This is a genomic window from Streptomyces sp. NPDC004609 (assembly GCF_042873655.1).
Lineage (GTDB): Bacteria > Actinomycetota > Actinomycetes > Streptomycetales > Streptomycetaceae > Streptomyces.
Genome location: NZ_JBIALS010000029.1, coordinates 36,581 through 58,817, shown reverse-complemented (window position 1 = coordinate 58,817; position 22,237 = coordinate 36,581). Strand labels below are relative to the sequence as shown.

Genomic DNA, 22,237 nt, shown 5'->3' with positions numbered 1-22,237 from the left:
GCCGACGTACGCTGAACCGATGGGAGCCGTCGACCTGCGTGCGTACCCGGGCTTCAACGCCGATCCGTATCCGCACTACGCGGCGCTGCGTGAACTGGGGCCCGTCCACGAGGTGTTCAGCGTGCCGGGGGAGCCGTTCTGGCTGATCGTGGGCCACGAGGAGTCGCGGGCCGCGCTGACCGACCCACGGCTGTCCAAGTCGGCGGCCTCGGTGGGCGCGGAGATGTTCGGGGTGGACGTCATCGGCCCCCATCTGCTGGTCGTCGACCCACCGGACCACACCAGGCTGCGGCGGCTCGTCGCACGCGAGTTCACCATGCGGCGGGTGGAGCAGCTCGCTCCGCGTGTCCAGGAGATCACCGACGAACTCCTCGACGTGATGCTTCCCGCCGGGCACGGCGATCTGGTGGACGCCCTCGCGTTCCCGCTGCCGATCATCGTCATCTGCGAGCTCCTGGGCATTCCGTCCGGGGACCGTGACGCGTTCCGCGCCTGGTCCAACGAGGTCGTGACCCCGACCGGGTTCGAGGAGTCCCGTGCCGCGATCCAGGCGCTCGCCGTCTACCTCGACGAACTCATCGAGGACAAGCGCTGCCAGGGCCCCTCCGGCGATCTCCTCTCCGCGCTCATCCGCACCCGGGCCGAGGACGACGACCGTCTCTCGGCCGCCGAACTGCGCGCCCTCACCTTCCTGTTGCTCATCGCGGGCCATGAGACCACCGTGAATCTGATCTCCAACGGCGTACGGGCACTCCTCGCCCACCCCGGTCAACTGGCCGATCTCCGCGCCGACTTCTCCCTCCTCGACGGAGCGGTCGAGGAGATGCTGCGCTACGACGGGCCCGTCGAGACGGCGACCGTGCGGTACACCACGGAGCCCGTCCCGGTCGGCGACGTGGTCATCCCGGCGGGTGTGATCGTCCTCGTCGGTCTCGCGGCGGCCGACCGCGACCCCGCCCGCTATCCGTCCCCCGACACCTTCGACATCCGCCGCGACACCCGCGGTCATCTCGCGTTCGGCCACGGCATCCACTTCTGCCTGGGCGCCCCGCTGGCCCGCCTGGAGGCCCGTATCGCCCTCAGGTCCCTGCTGACCCGCTGCCCGGACCTGGCCCCCGACCCGTCGGCGGGCCCGCTCGACTGGCTGCCGGGGATGCTGATCAGAGGCGTACGAAGGCTCCCGCTGCGCTGGTGACGAACTCCGGCCGCCCGGCTACCGGGGCCGGGGCCGGGGCCGGGGTACGGGCTCTGGGGTACGGGGTACGGGCTCCGGGTGCGGGGTCAGCCGACCTCGATCTCCTCCACCCGTACCGGACGCCTCTCCCGCCGCGACAGCTCGCACGCCTCCGCGACCCTCAGTGCCGCCAGCGCCTCGCGCCCGTCGCACGGATTCTCCGTCTCCCCGCGCACCAGCCGGACGAACGCGTCCAGCTCCGCCTCGTACGCGGGCGCGAACCGCTCCAGGAACCCGGGCCACGGCTTGTCCGCGGGCGGCGGCCCCTTCGGCTCCGTCGAGCTGATCGGCGTACGGTCGTCCAGACCCACCGCCACCTGGTCGAGATCGCCCGCCAGTTCCATGCGTACGTCGTACCCGGCGCCGTTGCACCGTGTCGCCGTCGCCGTCGCGAGGGTCCCGTCGTCCAGTGTCAGCAGCGCCGCCGCGGTGTCCACATCACCCGCCTCGCGGAACATCGCCGGACCCGCGTCCGCACCGGTCGCGTACACCTCGACGATCTCGCGCCCGGTCACCCAGCGCAGGATGTCGAAGTCGTGGACCATGCAGTCCCGGTAGAGCCCTCCGGAGAGTGGCAGATACGCGGCGGGCGGCGGCGCCGGGTCGGAGGTGATCGCGCGCACGGTGTGGAGCCGCCCGAGCTGCCCCGAACGCACCAGATCGCGGGCGACGCGATACCCCCCGTCGAATCGGCGCATAAAACCCAGTTGGAGCAGTGTTCCGGCGGACTCGACCTCCCGCAGGGCGCCGAGCGTGCCCGGCAGATCCAGCGCGATCGGCTTCTCGCAGAACGCGGGGAGCCCGGCGCGGGCCGAGCGCCCGATCAGCTCGGCGTGCGCGGCGGTCGCCGAGGCGATCACCACGGCGTCCACGCCCCACGCGAAGATCTCATGCGCGCTGGGCGCCGCCGTCGCTCCCGTCCGCTCGGCGACGGCCGCGGCCCGCGCCGGGTCGGCGTCCGCCACGACCAGCGAGCCGACCTCCCGGTGGCGGCTGAGTACGCCCGCGTGGAAGGTGCCGATCCGGCCCGTACCGATGAGTCCGATGCGCATGCGCCAAAAATGATGCCGGGCCGACCACCCTGTCAAGACTTTGTCCTGACAACCGAACTTCACGACTTCCCGTCAACATGAGAGGCGATTACGCTCACCCCGTGCCCAAGCAGCCCAGATCAGAGACGGACGCGTCCCTGTCGCTCCAGCTGAGCGTGGACCGCACCAGCCCGGTCCCGCTCTACTTCCAGCTGTCCCAGCAGCTGGAATCGGCCATCGAGCGCGGGGCCCTCACTCCCGGCAGCCTGCTCGGCAACGAGATAGAGCTGGCCGGGCGGCTCGGGCTGTCCCGCCCGACCGTGCGCCAGGCCATCCAGTCACTCGTCGACAAGGGCCTGCTGGTGCGGCGCCGAGGGGTGGGCACCCAGGTCGTGCACTCCCAGGTCAAGCGCCCGCTGGAGCTGAGCAGCCTCTACGACGACCTGGAGGCCGCGGGACAGCGGCCCGCGACGGTCGTCCTGCGCAACACCGTCAACCCGGCGGGCACCCGGACCGCCGCCGCCCTCGGTATCGCCGAGAGCGGCGAGGTCCGGTCGATCGAACGGCTGCGGTACGCCCACGGGGAGCCCATGGCCCTCCTGGCGAACCAGCTGCCCGCCGGACTGCTGGCCTGTGGCACCGAACAGCTGGAGGCCACGGGCCTGTACCGGATGATGCGGGCCGCCGGGATCACCCTGCACAGCGCCCGGCAGTCCGTCGGCGCGCGGGCGGCCACCGCCGGCGAGGCCGAGATCCTCGGCGAGGAGGAGGGCGCACCGGTGCTGACGATGGAGCGCGTCACGTTCGACGACACCGGACGGGCCGTCGAGTTCGGCTCGCACATCTACCGCGCCTCGCGGTACGCCTTCGAGTTCCAGCTTCTCGTACGCCCCTGAGCGCGCGCTGTCCCTGAGCGCACCCGCACTGTTCGTAAGCGTGTGCTGCCCGTCAGCTCGCCTGCCCCCTGCGCGCGCTGCCCGTGGGCGCGCCGCCCCCGCCGGTGAGCGCACCGCCGCCGCTCCGGGCCCATCCGGCACCCCGTTGCGCATCGGCCCCGGAAGCCCCCCGCCCCGGTGGGCACGGGCACGAGCGGCCCGGTGTGCGGGAGGATCGGCGCTCCGGCGTGTGGGGGAACGCGTGTGCGACGGTGCCGTACGAGGCGCCCCGCGCACCCCATGCCAACCCTCCGACCTGCCGTGACACATACTTGGGCGGCCGGGGCGCGACCTCTCGCCCCCGGCCGCATCAAGAAGTACGGCAAGAAGGGCACGGCAGCGTGGCAAGGGCAAGAACAGGGGCACGCGTGCTGGGCGCGCTGCTGGCGACGGTGCTCGGGGCAGCTCTCGCGGGATGCAGCAGCACCGGCGGCAAGCGCGCGGCGGACGCCCGTAAGGCCCAGACCACCGCCGGAAAGGCCGCGGTGAGCACGCCCCGCTGGACCTTCGCCATGGTCACCCACTCGGGTGAGGGCGACACCTTCTGGGACATCGTCCAGAAGGGCGCCACCGAGGCAGCGGCCAAGGACAACATCAACTTCCTCTACTCCAAGAGCGACGAGGGCCAGCAGCAGGCCCAGCTCGTCCAGACCGCGATCGACAAGAAGGTCGACGGGCTGATCGTCACCCTCGCCAAGCCGGACGCGATGAAGGACGCCGTGAAGAAGGCGGTCGCCGCCGGAATCCCCGTGATCACGGTGAACTCCGGCTCGCAGCAGTCCGCGGCCTACGGCGCGATCACCCACATCGGCCAGGACGAGACCGTCGCGGGTGAGGCCGTGGGCGACGAGCTGGACGAGCGCGGCCGGAAGAAGGCCCTGTGCGTCCTGCACGAGCAGGGCAACGTCGGCCATGAGCAGCGCTGCGCCGGTGCGAAGAAGACGTTCGGCGGGGAGATGCAGAATCTGTACGTCGACGGCACCAACATGCCCGACGTCCAGGCGTCCATCGAGGCCAAGCTCCAGACCGACCGCTCCATCGACGCGGTCGTCACCCTCGGCGCGCCCTTCGCGGACACGGCCGTCCGGGCGAAGGAGACCGCCCGCAGCAAGGCCGAGATCGCCACCTTCGACCTCAACCCCAAGGTGGCGGCTGCCCTCAAGGCCGGCACCCTCGGCTTCGCCGTCGACCAGCAGCCCTATCTCCAGGGGTACGAGGCCGTCGATCTGCTGTGGCTCCACCGCTACAACGACGATGTCCTCGGCGGCGGGCGGCCCGTCCTCACCGGACCCGAGATCGTCACCAGGAACAGCGCGGCCCGGTTGGAGGACTACACGAAGCGGGGGACCCGATGAGCGCGACCGCACCACCGGCCGGCACGCGTGACACGGGCGGCGACGAGCGCCTGCTGCGGACCTCGCCCCTGCGCGGGCTGATGGGCAGACCCGAGCTGGGCTCCGTCGTCGGAGCCGTCGCCGTCTTCGTCTTCTTCTCGCTCGTCGCCGACTCCTTCCTCCAGGCGTCCAGCTTCTCGACCGTGCTGTACGCGGCCTCCACGATCGGGATCATGGCCGTACCGGTCGCCCTGCTGATGATCGGCGGCGAGTTCGATCTCTCGGCCGGTGTGCTGGTCACCAGCTCCGCCCTGATCTCCTCGATGTTCAGCTATCAGATGACGGCGAACGTCTGGGTCGGCGTCCTGGTGTCCCTGCTGGTCACACTGGCGATCGGCGTCTTCAACGGAGTTCTGCTCGCCCGGACGAAGCTGCCCAGTTTCATCATCACGCTCGGTACGTTCCTGATGCTGACCGGCCTCAACCTCGGCTTCACCAAGCTGATCACCGGCCGGGTCTCCACGGACTCCATCAGCGACATGGCGGGCTTCGCGTCGGCGAAGAAGATCTTCGCCTCCGAACTGGTCATCGGCGATGTCACCCTCAAGGTGACCATCCTCTGGTGGTTCGCCCTGGTCGCGCTGGCGACCTGGATCCTGCTGCGTACCCGGTTCGGCAACTGGATCTTCGCCGTCGGCGGCGGCGCGGACGCGGCGCGCGCGGTCGGTGTTCCGGTCGCCAGGACCAAGATCGGCCTCTATACGGGCGTCGCGTTCGCCGCCTGGGTCTCCGGCCAGCATCTGCTGTTCTCGTTCGACGTGGTGCAGTCGGGCGAGGGCGTCGGCAATGAGCTGACGTACATCATCGCGGCGGTCATCGGCGGCTGTCTGATCACCGGCGGGTACGGCTCCGCCATCGGCTCGGCGGTCGGGGCGTTCATCTTCGGCATGACCAGCAAGGGGATCGTCTACGCGGAGTGGAACCCCGACTGGTTCAAGTTCTTCCTGGGAGCGATGCTGCTCCTGGCCACCCTGCTCAACGCATGGGTCCGCAAGAGGTCGGAGGCGACACGATGAGCGACCGGCCCGCACTGGTCGAACTGGACCGGGTCAGCAAGTACTACGGGAACATCCGTGCCCTGGAGGGTGTCTCGTTGGAGGTCCACGCCGGGGAGATCACCTGCGTCCTCGGCGACAACGGCGCCGGCAAGTCCACGCTCATCAAAATCGTCGCGGGGCTGCACCGGCACGATGCGGGCAGGTTCTCCATCGAGGGCGAGGAGACCGGGCTCTCCTCGCCGCGCGAGGCCCTCGACCGGGGCATCGCCACCGTTTACCAGGACCTGGCGGTGGTCCCCCTGATGCCGGTGTGGCGGAACTTCTTCCTCGGCTCCGAGCCGGTGAAGGGGGCGGGGCCCTTCAGACGCCTCGACGTCCGCACCATGCGGGAGACCACGCGCGCGGAACTGCTCCGGATGGGGATCGACCTCCGCGATGTCGACCAGCCGATCGGAACGCTCTCCGGCGGAGAGCGGCAGTGCGTCGCGATCGCCCGCGCGGTGTACTTCGGCGCGAAGGTCCTCGTGCTGGACGAGCCCACGGCGGCGCTGGGGGTGAAGCAGTCCGGGGTCGTCCTGAAGTACGTCGCGGCGGCGCGGGACGCGGGGCTCGGCGTCGTCCTGATCACGCACAACCCGCATCACGCGTACATGGTCGGCGACCGCTTCGTCCTGCTGAAGCGCGGGACGATGTCGGGAAGCCATACGAAGGACACCGTGACCCTGGACGAGCTCACACGCCAGATGGCGGGCGGCAGCGAGCTGGAGGACCTCCGCCACGAGCTCTCGCGCGCCCCGGCCCCCCGCCAGCTCGGCGGCTCCGCATAGCCCGCGTCCCTCGTCCCGCTACGGGCACGCACGCCCCGCTCCCCGCCTCCCCCCACCCCGGCCCGCCCGGAATCCGAGGACGCACCCGGGCCCCGGGTGCGGGTGGCTCGGGTTGCTCCTCGCTCGGGCCCTGAGAGGGCTGTCCCGCACTCCCCGGCGGGCGCACGACGACAGCTACGGCATCTCGCTGCACTACTGAATCGCCCAGATACGCCCGGTATGAGGTCGACCCGACGCCTTGCGACGCACCGCATCCGACGCCGCGCGCTGATCCACCAGGGATCGCGGGACAGCCCTTAGTGGCAGAATCAGGGCTCCGGTGGGCCCACCCACCACCTACCCCCGACCCCGAGACCCCGCAGGGACATGAGCACCTACCGCGACCTCTCGCACCGCGGCTCCGCCCGCGCAACCGTCCTGCGTACCGTCGGGACGCGCGAGCGGCGGTCGCATCTGACCGCGCCGCGCGTGCCCACCGTCGGGATCGACATCGGCGGGACGAAGGTGATGGCGGGAGTCGTCGACGCCGACGGGATCATCCTGGAGAAGGTCCGTACGGAGACACCGGACAAGTCCAAGAGTCCCAAGGTCGTCGAGGACACGATCTGCGAACTCGTCCTCGATCTCTCCGACCGCCACGACGTCCACGCCGTCGGCATCGGCGCGGCGGGCTGGGTGGACGCGGACCGCTCGAAGGTGCTGTTCGCCCCCCATCTGGCCTGGCGCAACGAGCCCCTGCGCGACGCGCTCTCGGCCCGCCTCGCCGTGCCCGTACTCGTCGACAACGACGCGAACACCGCCGCCTGGGCCGAGTGGCGCTTCGGCGCCGGCCGGGGCGAGGACCATCTGGTCATGATCACGCTCGGTACCGGTATCGGCGGCGCGATCCTGGAGGACGGTCGGGTCAAGCGGGGCAAGTACGGAGTCGCGGGCGAGTTCGGGCATATGCAGGTCGTGCCCGGGGGCCATCGCTGCCCCTGTGGCAACCGGGGCTGCTGGGAGCAGTACAGCTCCGGCAACGCCCTGGTGCGCGAGGCGCGGGAGCTGGCCGCGGCCGACTCACCGGTCGCGCACAGCCTGATCGACCGGGTCGGCGGCAATGTCGGTGACATCACGGGACCGCTGATCACGGAGCTGGCCCGCGAGGGCGACGCCATGTGCGTGGAGCTGTTCCAGGACATCGGGCAGTGGCTGGGCGTCGGTATCGCCAATCTGGCCGCCGCGCTCGACCCGTCGTGCTTTGTCATCGGCGGCGGGGTCAGCGCGGCGGACGACCTGCTCATCGGGCCCGCGCGGGACGCCTTCCGCCGGCATCTGACGGGCCGGGGCTACCGTCCCGAGGCCAGGATCGCCAAGGCGCAGCTGGGCCCCGAGGCCGGTATGGTCGGCGCGGCCGATCTCGCGCGACTGGTGGCCCGCCGCTTCCGCCGCGCCAACCGCCGCCGGGTCGAACGCCATGAGCGGTACGAGCGCTATGCCCAGGCCCTGCGCAACTCCACCACCCCCCGCCCGGCCCGGGAGCCGTAGCCCGTCGGGCGGCCCGCGCCCCGGCGCCGCGGAGCGGCCCCGCCCCGCCCCGGCGCCTCAGCCCCGGAGCGCCCCGCCTCTGGAGCACCCCGGCGCCCCTGCCCGAGCGGCTCGCGTGGACCCCGGTGAACACCCCGGTCGGGAGCCCTCCCCGGGAGCGACGGCGGGAACCGCGCCCGTCTCGCTCGCGCGCTCCCCGTAGACTTCACTTCCACCCGCTCCCACGCAGGAACCCCCCGTCATGACCGTGCCCCGACAGTCCGCGCCGCCCGACGACGGCTTCCGGCCGCCCGAAGGACGGCGGCACATGATCATCCGCCGCTGGCTGACGGCGATCATCATCGTGCTGCTGGTCGGCATTCCGGCCGGATATCTCGTGGTCTCCGCCGAGCAGAGCCGCGCCAGCGGGCGGGACAAGGCGGCCGAGTCCTCGGCCACCGGCCTGGTGGGCAAGTGGCCGTCGCAGATGAAGCGACGGGTCTTCGAGGTCCCGATCCCCCCGAACTCCAAGAAGGTCAAGTACTACGAGACCAGCAACTGGAAGACCAGCAGGCTGTACGTGCAGTTCAGGACGACCTCCGCGGGGCTCGACCTCTTCCTGGAGGACATCGGCAGCAGCCGGGCCGCGCTCCAGGAGGGGGTGGTCGCCATCGCCCCGCGTGACGCGGAGAAGGCGGGCTGGGACTTCTCGCCGGGCCGCCGGGACTGGTTCGGGACCACCAATCCGCAGAAGAAGCCGCGGCCGACCCAGCACATCACCGTCGATCTGACCGAAACCGACCGCCCCTGGGTGTATGTCGTTTCCACCACCACTCCCTGATCGAGTACGACCGTAAGCGATCGGGGATGACCGAGGGGTGGCCTCCGCGCTCCACACCATGAGTCACTACCGTGGAGCGGGTGAGTGAGACGCAGACGCACCCGAAGACCCTGCAGTACCGGATCGACGGCCCCGACGACGCACCCGTGCTCGTCCTCGGGCCCTCGCTCGGGACGACGTGGCACATGTGGGACAGGCAGATCGCCGATCTGGCCCGTGACTGGCGGATCCTGCGGTACGACCTGCCGGGCCACGGTGGTGCCCCCGCCCATCCGGCCGGCGCCGTCGCCGAACTCTCCGACCGGCTGCTCGCGACCCTCGACGGTCTCGGAATCCAGCGCTTCGGCTACACGGGCTGTTCCATCGGTGGCGCGATCGGGATGGACCTGGCGCTGCGCCATCCGCACCGGGTCGCCTCCCTCGCCCTGGTCGCCGCCTCGCCCCGGTTCGGGACGGCCGACGAGTTCCGCCAGCGCGGGGTGGTCGTGCGGACGAACGGCCTCGAACCGATGGCCCGCAGCGCCCCGGAGAACTGGTTCACCGGGGGCTTCGCCGCCGCCCAGCCCGCGATCGTCGAGTGGGCCGTCCAGATGGTGCGGACGACCGACCCCGGCTGCTACATCGCCGCCTGTGAGGCGCTCGCGGCCTTCGACGTCCGGGCCGAGCTCGGGCGTATCGGGGTCCCGACCCTCGTCCTCGTCGGCTCCGAGGACCAGGTGACCGGCCCGGCCGAGGCCCGCACGCTGGTCGCCGGGATCCCGGACGCGCGGCTCGCGCTGGTGCCCGGTGCGTCGCATCTCGCGCCGGTGGAGCAGCCGGCCGCCGTCACCGACCTGCTGGTGGGGCACTTCGCCGGGTCCCCGCAGGACACCCTGTCCGCGATCCCGGTCCAGCAGGGCGTCTCCGTCCCGGTGCCCGCGGTCTCCGCGCCGGTGACCCCGATCGCGGAGATCGCGCCCGCCGCGCCCGAACCGGTGGTGTCCGGCCGCCCGGACCCGTACGAACCGGGCATGAAGGTACGCCGGGAGGTGCTCGGCGACGCCTATGTGGACGGCGCGACCGCCGGGGCCGAGGGGTTCACCGCCGACTTCCAGGACCTGGTCACCCGCTATGCCTGGGGCGAGGTCTGGAGCCGCGAGGGCCTCGACCGGCGCACCCGCAGCGTGATCACCCTGACCGCGCTGGTCTCGGGCGGACATCTGGACGAGCTGGCGGTCCACACCCGCGCCGCCCTGCGCAACGGGCTCACCCCCGGCGAGATCAAGGAGATCCTGATCCATACGTCCGTCTACTGCGGTGTCCCCGCGGCGAACTCCGCCTTCGCCGTCGCCCACGCCGTGATCCAGGAGGAGACCACCCCCAGGCCGTAGCAGGATGGAGGCATGAGGCTCACCAAGAAGAAGCACTCGTGTGTCCGGCTGGAGAAGGACGGGGCGACCCTGGTCGTGGACCCCGGGGGGTTCAGCGAGGAGGACGCCGCAGCGGGCGCGGACGCCGTGCTGATCACCCATGAGCACGCCGACCACTACGACGAGGGCCGGGTCCGCGCGGCCCTGGAGGCCGGGGCCGAGGTCTGGACCCTGCGGAGCGTCGCCGGGAGTCTCTCGGCGGCCTTCCCGGGGCGTGTCCACACCGTCGGCCACGGCGACACGTTCACGGCGGCGGGATTCGACGTCCAGGTCCACGGCGAACTGCACGCGGTCATCCACCCGGATCTCCCGCGGATCACCAACATCGGTTTCCTGGTGGACGGTTCGCTCTTCCACCCCGGGGACGCCCTCACCGTGCCCGGTCACGCGGTGGACACGCTGATGGTCCCCGTGCAGGCGCCGTGGAACAAGATCTCCGAGGTGATCGACTACGTACGGGAGGTGAAACCCCGCCTCACCGTCGACATCCACGACGCCCTGCTCACCGATCTGGCCCGGCCCGTGTACGACCGGCACCTGGGCACCCTAGGCCGCGCGGACCACGAGCGGCTGGACCCGGGGCAGAGCACCGACGTCTGACCGCCCGCGTCGGCCCGTCCGTCCTCCGCCCGCACGGTCGCGTCCCGCGCGCCCGCCGTCTGCCCCGGGCGACCCGGACCCGTCGCCCGGACCCGGCGGTCGGCCCGCCGCCGGACGTGACTGTCGGACCCCGGCATTAGGCTTCACCCATGCGCATCGCCACATGGAACGTCAACTCGATCACCGCCCGGCTGCCCCGCCTGCTGGCCTGGCTGGAGAGCAGCGGCACCGATGTGCTCTGCGTCCAGGAGGCCAAGTGCACCGCCGAGCAGTTCCCCGGCGGTGAGCTGCGCGAGATCGGTTACGAGTGCGCGGTCCAAGCCGACGGCAGGTGGAACGGTGTGGCGCTGATCTCCCGCGTCGGCCTGGAGGACGTGGTCAAGGGCCTGCCCGGCGGTCCGGAGTACGGGGGAGTACAGGAGCCGCGCGCGATCTCCGCGACCTGCGGCCCGGTCCGTCTCTGGTCGGTCTACGTGCCCAACGGGCGCGAGGTCACCCATGATCACTACACGTACAAGCTGAAGTGGCTGGACGCGCTGAAGTCCGCGGTGGGCGAGGACGCGTCCGGCGCCCGCCCGTTCGCGGTGCTCGGCGACTTCAACATCGCCCCGGCCGACGAGGACGTGTGGGACCGCTCCGTCTTCGAGGGCAGTACGCATGTCACCGAGCCCGAGCGGGCCGCGCTCGCCGCGCTGCGGGGGACCGGCCTGTCGGACGTGGTGCCCCGGCCGCTCAAGTACGACCACCCGTTCACGTATTGGGACTACCGTCAGCTGGCCTTCCCGAAGAACCGGGGCATGCGCATCGACCTCGTGTACGGCAACGGACCGTTCGCCGGAGCGGTCAAGGACGGCTATGTGGACCGCGAGGAGCGCAAGGGCAAGGGTGCCTCGGACCATGCGCCGGTCGTGGTGGATCTGGACATCTGACGTTTCCCGGCGCGCGTCCTGTGGTGCGCAGGGCTTGGTGGATGCGAGGCTGACTGGTATGAACATCCCTTTCTTGGACAACTGGCTCAAGCGGCACGGCACCGAGGAGGAGCGTGCCGCTGCCCAGGACGACCCGGAGCGCGCGGCGGCCATCGCCGAACTCTTCGCGGAGTGTGAGCTGCTGCGTGTCCGAGTGGAGCGGCTCGGCCTCGAACTGGACGACTCCCCGGCCTCGTTGGCCGCCCTGGACCAGCTGCCGCCGCGCTGGCGCGACGACCCGGAGGAGCTGCCCTGGATCGGCAATGACGCGGGCCTGTATCTGGGCACCGTGATCGTCCGTACGATCCCGGGCGCTTCCTGGTACGTCTGGCCGGGCGGCCATCCCGTGGTGCGGCTCGCCTCCGGCCGGGAGATCGGCGTCGTCGAGGCCGGACTGGACTGGGCGGTCCACGGCGCGCCCGAACTGTCCCAGGTCTACGCCGAGGCCGCGGAGGCCTGACCCGCCGCGCGCGTGCCCCCGGGCCCTTGCGCGAGCTGCCCGGCCCGTACACGAGCTGATGACGCCCGTGCACGCGCTGATACGGCAGCCAATAAATACGGCTTATGCCCCATTTATGCGTGTCGTGCGTGAAGTCCCTTATTGGGGTGGATAGTTTGCGCTGACCTCGACACCAGCGAGAGTGGGGCAGGGCAGCGTATGGCCGTCGTCGATCCGTTGATCGAGCTGCGGGATGTGAACAAGTACTACGGGCAGTTGCACGTGCTCCAGGACATCAACCTCTCCGTCGGGCGCGGGGAGGTGGTGGTGGTCATCGGCCCCTCCGGCTCGGGCAAGTCGACGCTGTGCCGCACGGTGAACAGGCTGGAGACGATCGAGTCGGGCCGCATCACCATCGACGGAGAACCGCTGCCCGAGGAGGGCAAGGGCCTCGCCCGGCTCCGCGCCGACGTCGGAATGGTCTTCCAGTCCTTCAACCTCTTCGCCCACAGGACCGTGCTGGCCAATGTCTCGCTCGCGCCGGTCAAGGTCCGGGGCCGGCGGAAGGAGGACGCGGACCTGCGCTCCCGCGAGCTGCTGGAACGCGTCGGACTGGCCTCGCAGGCCGACAAGTACCCCGCCCAGCTCTCCGGCGGCCAGCAGCAGCGCGTGGCCATCGCCCGCGCCCTCGCCATGGAACCCAAGGTCATGCTCTTCGACGAGCCCACCTCGGCGCTCGACCCCGAGATGATCAACGAGGTCCTGGAGGTGATGCAGCAGCTCGCCCGGGACGGGATGACCATGGTCGTCGTCACCCACGAGATGGGCTTCGCGCGTTCCGCCGCCAACCGGGTCGTCTTCATGGCCGACGGCCGCATCGTCGAGGACCGGGCCCCGGAGGACTTCTTCACCCACCCGGAGAGCGACCGTGCCAAGGACTTCCTCTCCAAGATCCTCAAGCACTGACGGGGTGGACCGACGATGTTCCGTACCCGACGCGCCCCGCACACCGGACGCGCGCCGCGCGCCCCGCACACCCGGCGCGCCTTCCGCGCACTCGTGACGGCGGTGCTCATCCTCACCGCACTGGCCGCCGTCGCCTGCGGCAAGGAAGGCAGCCCGCCCGTCAAGGGCCCGCAGACCGACAAGCTGCCGCAGTACCAGGTCGACACCTCCTTCCGGCTCGACGACTCCCCGACCTGGCGCGCGGCGAAGAAGCGCGGCTACTTCGTCGTCGGCGTCAAGGAGGACCAGCCCTATCTCGGCGAGAAGGACCCGGCGACCGGCCGCTACTCCGGCTTCGACATCGAGATCGCCCGCATGGTCTCCGCCTCGCTCGGCCTCGACCCCGCGAGGATCAGGTTCCGCACGATCGCCTCGGCCAATCGCGAGACCGCGCTCCAGAACGGCCAGATCGACTACTACGTCGGCACGTACACGATCAACGACAACCGCAAGAAGCTCGTCGGATTCGCGGGCCCGTACTACATGGCCGGACAGTCCCTGCTGGTACGGGCGGACGAGAACGACATCAACGGCCCCCAGGACCTCGCGGGCAAGCGGGTCTGCTCGGCCTCCGGGTCGACCCCCTACCAGCGCATCCAGCAGGACTATCCGCAGGCCGAGCTCGTCTCGTACGACACCTACTCCATCTGCGTCGACAATCTGCTGACCTACCAGGTCGACGCCGTCACCACCGACGACGCCATCCTCATCGGATACGCGGCCAAGGCGCCGAAGGAGCTGAAGGTCGTCGGCAAGCCCTTCTCCGAGGAGCCGTACGGCATCGGCGTCCCGCGCGGTGACAACGCCCTGCGGTTCGCCATCGACGACGCCCTGGAGGCCAACGAGAAGAACGGCAACTGGAAGAAGGCGTACGAGGCGACCCTCGGCCTCTCCGGAGTGCCGGCACCGCAGCCGCCCCCGATCGACCGCTACCCGGCGAGCTGAGGAGAGCCGTGTACGTACTGACCGACAACTTCTCCCTGTACTGGGAGGGCTTCCTCGGCACCGTAGAGCTGACGTTCTACTCCTCCCTGCTCGCCCTGTTCCTCGGCTTCGTGATGGCCTCCTTCCGGGTCGCGCCCGTCGGCTCGCTCCGCGCCTTCGGCACGGTCTGGGTGACCGTGCTGCGCAACACCCCGCTCACCCTGCTGTTCTTCGCCGTGGTGCTGGGGCTGCCCCGCTTCGGGGTCGTCCTGCCCTTCCAGCTCTTCGCCATCCTCGCGCTCGGCTGCTACACCTCCGCCTTCATCTGCGAGGCGCTGCGCTCCGGCATCAACACCGTGCCCACCGGCCAGGGCGAGGCCGCGCGCAGCCTCGGGATGACCTTCGGGCAGACACTGAGCGGTGTCGTCCTGCCGCAGGCGTTCCGCAGCGTCATTCCCCCGATCGGCTCCACGCTCATCGCGCTCGCCAAGAACTCCGCGATCGCGGGCGCGTTCAGCGTCACCGAGCTGCTCGGCACCTACAAGACCCTGAGCGAGCTGGGCTACAACATCATCTGGACCTTCGTCTGGATCGCCGTGGGCTATCTGATCATCACCCTGTCCATCAGTGCGCTGTTCAACGTGCTGGAGAAGCGCTACGGAGTCGCCGGATGACCGATTCCACCGCCCTCTACGACATCGCCGGCCCCAGGACCCGACGGCGGCACCGGCTCTACGGGATCGTCTCGACCCTCGCCATCCTGGCGCTGATCGGCTGGATCCTGTACCTCCTGTTCGACACCGGGCAGTTCACCGCTGCCAGGTGGAGTCCCTTCGAGTACAAGGGAATCCAGGAGCTGTTGCTGAAGGGACTCGGCAACACCCTCAAGGCGTTCGCGTACGCGGCCGTGCTCTCCCTGGCGCTCGGCGGGATCCTCGCCACCGGCAGGCTCTCCGACCACCGGGCCGTGCGCTGGGTGTCGACGGTGGTGGTGGAGTTCTTCCGCGCGATGCCCGTCCTGGTGATGATCTTCTTCATCTTCGTGGCGCTGAAGGTACAGCCGCTGCCCGCGCTCGTCGCCGGGCTGACCCTGTACAACGGGTCGGTGCTCGCCGAGGTCTTCCGCACGGGCGTCAACGCGGTGGACCGGGGCCAGCGGGAGGCCGCGTACGCGCTGGGCCTGCGCAAGACCCAGGTCATGACGTATGTCCTGGTGCCGCAGGGAGTCCGCGCCATGCTCCCCACGATCATCAGCCAGCTGGTGGTCGCGCTCAAGGACACCTCGCTCGGCTATCTCATCACCTACGAGGAATTCCTCCACGCGGGCAAGCTCATCGCGTCGAACCTCGACTACGATTTGCCGTTCATCCCCGTGGTGATGGTGATCTCGCCGATCTACATCGGGATGTGCATGCTGCTCTCCTGGTTCGCCAACTGGATGGCCAGGAGACAGCGCCGCAGTCCGAAGACGGAGGCCGTGGACATCGCCCCGGCCGAACCAGGGACGCTGCTGCCCGGGGGTCCCCCCGCGCCCGGGAGGATGTAGGGGGCAGGACAGCAGTTCATGGGGCACGGCTCAACTCCCCCTGTCACGGGGACCCCGGCGGCAGCCGGTGATCACTTCCGGCGCGGCGGACCGACCGACAAGGCGGTACGCGGCGCACGGGGAGAAGGTCAGCTGCGCGCCGGGCCGGGACGTGCCCGATGGAGAGCGGGTCGACGGTGCCGACGACCACGGCGGGACGGTGGCCGGCCGGGATGCCGCGGACGGTGGGGCACGGCTCCGGGTCCGTGGTGGACGGCCGCCCCCGGCGCCCTGCCGCGGTCGTGTACGGCGCGCGGCCGACCGGCTTGCCGGGGCCGAGCGGGCCCGCGTCGCGTGAGAAGCGACGCGGGTGCCGCTCTCCTTGGTGCCGCTCTCGCTGTCGTCGCTTTTGTTGTCGCCGCTCTCCCCGGTGCCGGTGAGCGGGGTGCGTCTCCGTGCGGTGACCCGTGACCCGTGACCCGGGCCCCTGACCGTACGCCCGGGGCGGTCGCTGCCGGATACCGCCATGCATATGCCGTCATGTGCGGACGCACAGGGCCGCGGTGGCGGACATGTCGTCCGGGGCGGTCCTGACGGCGCCCACGCCGTGCCACTACGCTGCGCCCACTTGCGCCTACTGGAGGTACGGATGCGTCGCTCCACCGCACGGAACGTCTCGGTCCTGGCCGTCGCCGCGGCCGTGATGTCGATCGGTGCCGCTGCCCCGCCGGCCCACTCCCCGCCGCCCGGACCGCCGGTGAAGTCCCCGGTCGCCGTCGGATACGGCGGTGCGATCGCAAGCGTCGACGCCGACGCGTCGGCCGCGGGGATCGAGATCCTGCGCCGCGGCGGGAACGCCGTGGACGCCGCCGTGGCCACCGCCGCCGCGCTCGGTGTCACCGAGCCCTACTCCGCGGGCATCGGAGGCGGCGGCTACCTCGTCCTCTACGACGCCGCGTCCCGGACGGTCCACACCGTCGACGGCCGGGAGACCGCCCCGCGCTCCGCCGACTCCTCGCTCTTCCTGGAGAACGGGCGGCCCATCCCGTTCGAGGAGGGCCAGACCAGCGGACTGGGCGTCGGTACGCCGGGCACCCCGGCCACCTGGGCCGCCGCACTCGACGCCTGGGGCTCCCGGCCACTCGCCCAGCTGCTGAAACCGGCCGAGCGGCTCGCGCGCCACGGCTTCACGGTCGACGCGACCTTCCGCGCCCAGACCGAGGCCAACCAGGCACGTTTCGCCGACTTCCCCGACACCGCCGACCTGTTCCTGCCGGGCGGCCGGCCGCCCGCCGTGGGCTCCGTGCTCAAGAACCCGGACCTGGCCCGTACCTACCGGGAGATCGCCCGCGAAGGCGTCGGCACGCTCTACCGCGGCGCCCTCGCCCGCGACATCGTACGGACCGTCCGCACCCCGCCCGTGGCCGACGGCGCCACCCGGGTCGTACGGCCCGGTGATCTGACGGCCCGTGACCTCGGTGAGTACCGGACGATCCGGCGCGCGCCCGTCAAGGTCTCCTACCGGGGCCTCGACGTCTACGGGATGGCGCCGTCCTCGTCGGGCGGCACAAGCGTCGGCGAGGCGCTCAACATCCTGGAGCGCACCGATCTGTCGAAGGCCGGCCCGGCGGGATATCTGCACCGCGTCATCGAGGCGAGCCGGATCGCCTTCGCGGACCGGGGGCGCTGGGTGGGCGACCCCGCGTTCGAGGACGTACCCGTGAAGGGGCTGCTCTCCCAGCGGTTCGCCGACACGCGCGCCTGCCTGATCAAGGACGACGCGGTGCTCACGAGCCCGCTCGCGCCCGGTGACCCACGAGATCCCCGGGCCTGCGGCACCTCGGGAGCGGCCGCACCCACGACGTACGAGGGGGAGAACACCACCCATCTGACGGCCGCCGACAAGTGGGGCAACGTCGTCGCCTACACGCTGACGATCGAGTCGACCGGCGGCAGCGGCATCACGGTGCCGGGCCGGGGCTTCCTCCTCAACAACGAACTCACCGACTTCTCCTTCGCCCCGGCGAGGGAGGGGGTCCACGACCCGAATCTGCCGGGCCCCGGCAAGCGCCCCCGCTCCTCCATGTCTCCCACAATCGTCCTCGACCACGGCCGCCCGGTGCTCGCCCTGGGCTCGCCGGGCGGCGCGACCATCATCACCACCGTGATCCAGTCGCTGACGGGCCGTCTGGACCGGGGCCTGCCGCTGGTGGAGGCGATCGCCGCGCCGCGCGCCAGCCAGCGCAACCAGGCGACGACGGAGCTGGAGCCGGAGCTGTGGAACAGTCCGCTGCGCGCCGAACTGGAGCGGATCGGCCACGGATTCCGCCGGAACCCGGAGATCGGCGCGGCCACCGGCATCGAACGGCTGCCCGACGGGCGGTGGCTCGCGGCGGCCGAGAAGGTCCGCAGGGGAGGCGGCTCGGCGATGGTCGTCCGCCCCGTCGGCACGGCTCCCTGACGTCGCATCAGCCGCTCCGGCCCCGGGGCGAACCGCGCCGGACGGTACGACCGCCACGACCCGCCCCGCGGCCGGTCCGCCGGACCGCGCAGGTCCGCCACCGGTCCGTGCCGGCCTGCGGATCACGCCGGGCACAAAGGGGGTCCGCGCCGCCGCAGGAACCGCGCGGATCCCCGTACGCCCGTACCCCGTTCGGCCCCCTGTGCGGCGGCGGCCCGTGCGGCATCAACTGCCGGGCGGGCCGTCCCCGTTCGGCCGGGGGCCCGGTCCCGCACCCTCATCAGGGGGGATCGGTTGTTCGGGGGAGGGGGTAAGGACGCTTTTCCGCGCGGAATCCGCACAGAAAGGCGAACCTCCATGCACTCTCGTATGCTCGCCCTCGCCGCCGCCTCCGGCGCAGCCCTTCTCGCCGCCGCACTGCCCGCCACGGCGAGCCCCGCCACCCATGACGTGGTGACACCCGGAGCCGGTGAACCCGTGGAAGGAACGGTCGGCGCCGCCGAACTGCTGGCCAGGGTCAAGGGCTGCACCCAGATCTCCGCCGGTACGTACCGCAAGGACGCCGGGAGCGCGGCGAACGTGCCGGTCTGCGGCATGAACGGTGCCGTCTTCTGGAAGGCCGACATGGACATCGCCTGCGACGGCCAGGTCACCGGCAAGTGCAACAGGAAATCCGACCCCTGGTTCCTCCCCGATACCGCGTTCCACCAGTCCAGCGGCAAACCGCTGAACTCCGAGAAGCTGCCGTACATCGTCGTCCCGAGCCCCAGCGGCATCTGGAGGTACCCCGCGTCCGGCATCAGGGGCGGCGGTGTCGTCGCCGTCGTCCACGACGGCAAGGTCCGCTACGGAGTCGTCGGTGACACCGGCCCCAGCGAGATCATCGGCGAGGCGTCCTACGCCATGGCCGAGTCGCTCGGCGTCAACCCCCACCCCGTCTCCGGCGGAGTCGCCTCCGACGTCACCTACATCCTGTTCAAGAACTCCAGGGTGTCGCCGATCGAGAGCCACAGCGCGGCCGTGACCCTCGGCGACTCGCTGGCGCGGCAGTTCCTGCGGGAGAATGAGCCCACGTCCGCAGACGGGGGAGCGCATGACGGGGTCCGGCAAGACCGGTGACGAAACGCTGGAGCGGCTGCGGATCCTGACGGAACGCCATGTCGTCGGGATCCACGCCGCCGGAGTGTTCTGCGGCACCGGCTTCCTGGCCGCCCCGGACACCGTGCTCACCTGCGCCCATGTCGTCGCGGGACGCCGGGACCTCACCGCCGCCGTCGAGGGGGTGCCCGTCACCGCCGAAGTGGTGCGCATGGCACCGCCGACGCGGGGCGCGGGCGGCATCCACGGCTACCCGGACCTCGCGGAACTGCGGCTGAGCGAACCGGTGGACGGGGCGGCCGGGGTGTGGCTCGACCGCGCGGCCCCCCTCCAGTCGGCGTCCGTCTCCGTGCACGGCTTCAGCGGCCACACCCTGGAGCCCGGGGTCCAGCCCGACACCCTGCGCCTCCAGGTCGCCGGGCGCAGCGGCCGCTATGTGCGCCTCCAGGGGGACCAGGTCGTGCAGGGCTTCAGCGGCGGACCCGTGCTCAACACCGCGACGGGCCGCGTCTGCGGCATCCTCAAGGCGTCCCGCAGTGAGAAGGGCACCCTCGGCGGCTGGCTCATCCCCGTCGAGGCGCTGGAGGAGTGCTCACCGGGGCTCCTGGAGCGCAACCACCGGGCCCACGGGCCCGGCACGGTCTGGTTCGACACCGCCGGCGACCGCGCCCGGCGCCAGAGCGAACTCTTCGGCCCCGACCCCGCCGGCGGCACCGCGGCACACACCACCCCGGCCCGGATGCTCTCGCTCGGCGCGATGCCGTTCGTCGAGCGCCCGGAGCTGGGCGAGCTGCACCGGTGGTGCCGTGAGGCCCCCGGCCAACTGCTCCGGCTGCTGTACGCGCCGGGGGGATCCGGCAAGACCCGGCTGAGTGCCGAACTCGGCCGTGAACTGCGCAACGACGGCTGGATCGCCGGATTCGCCGCCCGGGACACCTTCAAGGACCCGCTCGACCGCGCCCGCTGGCTGGAGACCCTCACCGACACCCTCGCCACCGGATTCCCGGTCCTCGTCGTCTTCGACTACGCCCAGGCACGCCTCGGCGACATCAGCGCCCTGCTGGCCCACGTCCACCGCAACCGGCCCCCGGCCGCGTACACCCTGCGCGTCCTGCTCCTCGCCCGCTCCGAGGAGCCCCTGTGGTCCGCGCTCCGTGAAGAGCTGGAGGAACGGCACATCGAGGACACCGCGCTGCGCGGCGCCAGTGTGCGCGGGCTCCCCGGCCGCATCCCCGGCAAGGAGCCCGGGGCGCTGGCCACGGAGGCGTTCGACGCGTTCTCCCGGCTGCTGGACTGCGCCGGGGTGTCCCGGCCGGCCTCGCTCGCCCGCCGGGCCCGGGAGCAGGACTCGCTGCTCGGAGTGCTGGCGACGGCGCTCGACGCCGTACTGACCCTGCGCCAGGGCGACACCTGGGACGAGAGCGACGATCCGCTCGACCGGATCTGCAGCCACGAGATCAGGGGCTGGCACGCCCTGCTGGAGGACCGGCTCGGCGGCGGACCCTTCGCGGGCCGCGCCGGGCGGGGGCTCGCCCAGGGCATCCTGCTCGTTCCCACCCTCGCCCAGCGGCGCGGGCGCCGCCCGCTCACCCGGCTGCTCGCGCGGGTGCGCGAGGCGGCCTTCCCCGGGCAGCCCGCGCTCAACACCCCCGCTCTGTACGCCTGCTTCCGCGAGCTGTACCCCTCGGACGGGGACCGGGTGGCCCCGCTGGAGCCCGACCGGATCGGCGAGATCCTCGTACGGCGGGTGTTCCGGCAGCCCGAGAGCAGCGGTGACGAGGTCGCCTACCTCCGGGCCGTACTGGACACGGGGGACCTGCGCGCCGACCGTACGGAGAGCGGGTCCGGCGACCGTACGGGATCCGGGGCCGCGACCGGCGCGGGGTCCGACGAGCGTACGGCGGCCGTGCTGGACACCCTCGACGTCCTGGCCCGCGCCCGGGGCTGCACCGCCGTGGGCCGCGTCGCCGAGCACCCCGCGCACCGGATCCTCGACGAGGCGCTGGAGGACGTCCTGCGGGAGAACCCGGAACTCCTGCCCGCCCTGACCGCCACCGGGGCGCGGGTACCGCACGCGGAACCGCTCGCCGAGCTGATGCGGCCCCTGCTGGCGGACTGCGACACCGGGCTGCTCCACCGGATCGAGGACGAACTGCCCGGCTACCCCTCCAGTCTGTCCTCGGTCTCCGCCCTCGTCCTCGCACGGCTGCTCGCGCTGCCCGACGACACCGTCACCGAGGACAACCGTCTCGTCCGGCTGCGCCGGCTGCTGCGCCACAGCCTCCGCCTGGAGGAGTGCGGGCGCGGCCCCGAAGCGCTGAGCGCGGCCGACGAAGCCGTTCTGCTCAGCCGCGATCTGGTCCGGTACGCCGAGAGGCACCGGCCGCACTACGCGGCGGCGCTGCACAATCTCAGCCTGCTGCGCCACCGTGCCGGCGAGACCGAGGCCGCCCTCGAACTCGCCGTCGAGGCCGTCTCCCTCTACCGGCAGGTCACCGACGGCCATCCGATGGAGACCGCAGGGGCCCTCAGCACCCTGGCCCTGCTGCGGCTGATCGACGGTCAGGTCAACGGCGCCGCGGCCGATGCCGCCGAGGGCGTCATGCGCTGTGCGCAGGTGCCCCCGGGCGAGCGCCAGGAGGACGTCCTGCTGACGTGCCTCGAAGTCCTCGCCGAGTGCCGCCACCGCACCGGGCTGCCGGACGAGGCCCTCACCTCCGGTGCCGAAGCGGTGGAGCTGCTGCGCGAGCTGGCCGAACGCAGGCCGGGCCGCTATCTCGCCCGGCTGCCCGACACCCTCCAGCGCCACGGCGTCGGACTCATCAGGGCGGGCCGCCTCACCGAGGCGTATCTCACCCTGAGGGAAGCGGTCCACCGGCGCGCCGCTCTGCCCCTGAGCACCTCACCACGGCTGCGCGACCAGCAGGCGACAGCACTGTCCGTACTGACACAACTGAGCGCCGAACTCGACGGATTCGCACATGAACGCTCATCCTGGCTGGAGATGCAGGCCGCGACCGACGGCCTCTGCAGGTGAGAGGA

19 protein-coding genes are annotated in these 22,237 nt (G+C 71.5%); 18 read left to right on the top strand and 1 reads right to left on the bottom strand.

All coding sequences use genetic code 11. The annotated features are described in order from the left end of the window. The first annotated feature begins 19 nt into the window (after window positions 1-19). Window positions 20-1,195 (top strand): cytochrome P450, encoded by a 1,176-nt coding sequence (locus ACFYT4_RS25930; protein ID WP_389273654.1) that lies wholly within the window; start codon window positions 20-22, stop codon window positions 1,193-1,195. 86 nt (window positions 1,196-1,281) lie between these two features. On the opposite strand, the gene ACFYT4_RS25925 is transcribed toward ACFYT4_RS25930, so the two are convergent. Then, on the bottom strand, window positions 1,282-2,286 hold the full coding sequence (locus ACFYT4_RS25925; protein WP_389273651.1) for a Gfo/Idh/MocA family oxidoreductase: 1,005 nt from the start codon (window positions 2,284-2,286) through the stop codon (window positions 1,282-1,284). A gap of 77 nt (window positions 2,287-2,363) precedes the next feature. On the opposite strand from ACFYT4_RS25925, the gene ACFYT4_RS25920 reads away from it, so the two are divergent. The 17 genes from ACFYT4_RS25920 (at window position 2,364) to ACFYT4_RS25840 (ending at window position 22,232) form a co-directional block, all read left to right on the top strand. Further along, the gene (locus tag ACFYT4_RS25920; RefSeq protein WP_389273648.1) at window positions 2,364-3,161 is read left to right on the top strand and encodes a GntR family transcriptional regulator; all 798 of its coding nucleotides are present in this window, start codon (window positions 2,364-2,366) and stop codon (window positions 3,159-3,161) included. A 380-nt stretch (window positions 3,162-3,541) separates the two neighbouring features. Continuing rightward, entirely contained in the window at window positions 3,542-4,555 is a 1,014-nt protein-coding gene (locus ACFYT4_RS25915) for a sugar ABC transporter substrate-binding protein (RefSeq protein ID WP_389273645.1), read from the top strand. Further along, entirely contained in the window at window positions 4,552-5,610 is a 1,059-nt protein-coding gene (locus ACFYT4_RS25910) for an ABC transporter permease (RefSeq protein ID WP_389273642.1), read from the top strand. The genes ACFYT4_RS25915 and ACFYT4_RS25910 overlap by 4 nt, the downstream gene beginning before the upstream one ends. Further along, window positions 5,607-6,419 carry an ATP-binding cassette domain-containing protein gene (locus ACFYT4_RS25905; RefSeq protein ID WP_389273639.1) on the top strand — a complete coding sequence of 271 codons (813 nt, stop codon included), beginning with the start codon at window positions 5,607-5,609 and terminating at the stop codon, window positions 6,417-6,419. Before ACFYT4_RS25910 ends, ACFYT4_RS25905 begins: the two co-directional genes overlap by 4 nt. A 366-nt stretch (window positions 6,420-6,785) precedes the next feature. Further along, window positions 6,786-7,946, top strand: coding sequence for an ROK family glucokinase (locus ACFYT4_RS25900; protein WP_389273636.1), 1,161 nt, complete (start codon window positions 6,786-6,788; stop codon window positions 7,944-7,946). Window positions 7,947-8,187: 241 nt separating this feature from the next. Beyond that, window positions 8,188-8,766 carry a hypothetical protein gene (locus ACFYT4_RS25895; RefSeq protein ID WP_389273633.1) on the top strand — a complete coding sequence of 193 codons (579 nt, stop codon included), beginning with the start codon at window positions 8,188-8,190 and terminating at the stop codon, window positions 8,764-8,766. A 71-nt stretch (window positions 8,767-8,837) separates the two neighbouring features. Then, a complete protein-coding gene (locus ACFYT4_RS25890; protein ID WP_389273629.1) occupies window positions 8,838-10,136 on the top strand; it encodes an alpha/beta fold hydrolase in 1,299 nt (432 codons plus the stop codon). A gap of 12 nt (window positions 10,137-10,148) precedes the next feature. After that, window positions 10,149-10,775, top strand: a complete 627-nt coding sequence (locus ACFYT4_RS25885) for an MBL fold metallo-hydrolase (RefSeq protein WP_389273626.1) — start codon at window positions 10,149-10,151, stop codon at window positions 10,773-10,775. Between the two features lie 149 nt (window positions 10,776-10,924). Beyond that, the gene (locus tag ACFYT4_RS25880; protein WP_389273623.1) at window positions 10,925-11,704 is read left to right on the top strand and encodes an exodeoxyribonuclease III; all 780 of its coding nucleotides are present in this window, start codon (window positions 10,925-10,927) and stop codon (window positions 11,702-11,704) included. Window positions 11,705-11,762: 58 nt separating this feature from the next. After that, entirely contained in the window at window positions 11,763-12,203 is a 441-nt protein-coding gene (locus ACFYT4_RS25875; RefSeq protein WP_389273620.1) for a DUF6278 family protein, read from the top strand. Between the two features lie 198 nt (window positions 12,204-12,401). Then, a complete protein-coding gene (locus ACFYT4_RS25870; RefSeq protein ID WP_389273617.1) occupies window positions 12,402-13,148 on the top strand; it encodes an amino acid ABC transporter ATP-binding protein in 747 nt (248 codons plus the stop codon). Between the two features lie 15 nt (window positions 13,149-13,163). Further along, window positions 13,164-14,132 carry a glutamate ABC transporter substrate-binding protein gene (locus ACFYT4_RS25865; RefSeq protein WP_389273614.1) on the top strand — a complete coding sequence of 323 codons (969 nt, stop codon included), beginning with the start codon at window positions 13,164-13,166 and terminating at the stop codon, window positions 14,130-14,132. Between the two features lie 8 nt (window positions 14,133-14,140). After that, a complete protein-coding gene (locus ACFYT4_RS25860; protein WP_389273611.1) occupies window positions 14,141-14,785 on the top strand; it encodes an amino acid ABC transporter permease in 645 nt (214 codons plus the stop codon). Then, window positions 14,782-15,657, top strand: coding sequence for an amino acid ABC transporter permease (locus ACFYT4_RS25855; protein ID WP_389273608.1), 876 nt, complete (start codon window positions 14,782-14,784; stop codon window positions 15,655-15,657). Before ACFYT4_RS25860 ends, ACFYT4_RS25855 begins: the two co-directional genes overlap by 4 nt. 628 nt (window positions 15,658-16,285) lie before the next feature. Continuing rightward, on the top strand, window positions 16,286-18,097 hold the full coding sequence (ggt, locus tag ACFYT4_RS25850; protein ID WP_389273606.1) for a gamma-glutamyltransferase: 1,812 nt from the start codon (window positions 16,286-16,288) through the stop codon (window positions 18,095-18,097). Window positions 18,098-18,454: 357 nt separating this feature from the next. Beyond that, entirely contained in the window at window positions 18,455-19,216 is a 762-nt protein-coding gene (locus ACFYT4_RS25845; protein WP_389273603.1) for a glycoside hydrolase family 75 protein, read from the top strand. Then, window positions 19,191-22,232: a trypsin-like peptidase domain-containing protein gene (locus ACFYT4_RS25840; protein ID WP_389273600.1), complete on the top strand. Its 3,042-nt coding sequence runs from the start codon at window positions 19,191-19,193 to the stop codon at window positions 22,230-22,232. Before ACFYT4_RS25845 ends, ACFYT4_RS25840 begins: the two co-directional genes overlap by 26 nt. Window positions 22,233-22,237 lie beyond the last annotated feature (5 nt).

Coding starts and splice junctions, on each gene's coding strand:
- ACFYT4_RS25865 (WP_389273614.1), top strand. CDS start 13,164: ATGTTCCGTACCCGACGCGCCCCGCACACCGGACGCGCGCCGCGCGCC.
- ACFYT4_RS25930 (WP_389273654.1), top strand. CDS start 20: ATGGGAGCCGTCGACCTGCGTGCGTACCCGGGCTTCAACGCCGATCCG.
- ACFYT4_RS25920 (WP_389273648.1), top strand. CDS start 2,364: ATGAGAGGCGATTACGCTCACCCCGTGCCCAAGCAGCCCAGATCAGAG.
- ACFYT4_RS25855 (WP_389273608.1), top strand. CDS start 14,782: ATGACCGATTCCACCGCCCTCTACGACATCGCCGGCCCCAGGACCCGA.
- ACFYT4_RS25845 (WP_389273603.1), top strand. CDS start 18,455: ATGCACTCTCGTATGCTCGCCCTCGCCGCCGCCTCCGGCGCAGCCCTT.
- ACFYT4_RS25840 (WP_389273600.1), top strand. CDS start 19,191: ATGACGGGGTCCGGCAAGACCGGTGACGAAACGCTGGAGCGGCTGCGG.
- ACFYT4_RS25910 (WP_389273642.1), top strand. CDS start 4,552: ATGAGCGCGACCGCACCACCGGCCGGCACGCGTGACACGGGCGGCGAC.
- ACFYT4_RS25880 (WP_389273623.1), top strand. CDS start 10,925: ATGCGCATCGCCACATGGAACGTCAACTCGATCACCGCCCGGCTGCCC.
- ACFYT4_RS25925 (WP_389273651.1), bottom strand. CDS start 2,286: ATGCGCATCGGACTCATCGGTACGGGCCGGATCGGCACCTTCCACGCG.
- ACFYT4_RS25900 (WP_389273636.1), top strand. CDS start 6,786: ATGAGCACCTACCGCGACCTCTCGCACCGCGGCTCCGCCCGCGCAACC.
- ACFYT4_RS25895 (WP_389273633.1), top strand. CDS start 8,188: ATGACCGTGCCCCGACAGTCCGCGCCGCCCGACGACGGCTTCCGGCCG.
- ACFYT4_RS25905 (WP_389273639.1), top strand. CDS start 5,607: ATGAGCGACCGGCCCGCACTGGTCGAACTGGACCGGGTCAGCAAGTAC.
- ggt (WP_389273606.1), top strand. CDS start 16,286: ATGCGTCGCTCCACCGCACGGAACGTCTCGGTCCTGGCCGTCGCCGCG.
- ACFYT4_RS25885 (WP_389273626.1), top strand. CDS start 10,149: ATGAGGCTCACCAAGAAGAAGCACTCGTGTGTCCGGCTGGAGAAGGAC.
- ACFYT4_RS25875 (WP_389273620.1), top strand. CDS start 11,763: ATGAACATCCCTTTCTTGGACAACTGGCTCAAGCGGCACGGCACCGAG.
- ACFYT4_RS25870 (WP_389273617.1), top strand. CDS start 12,402: ATGGCCGTCGTCGATCCGTTGATCGAGCTGCGGGATGTGAACAAGTAC.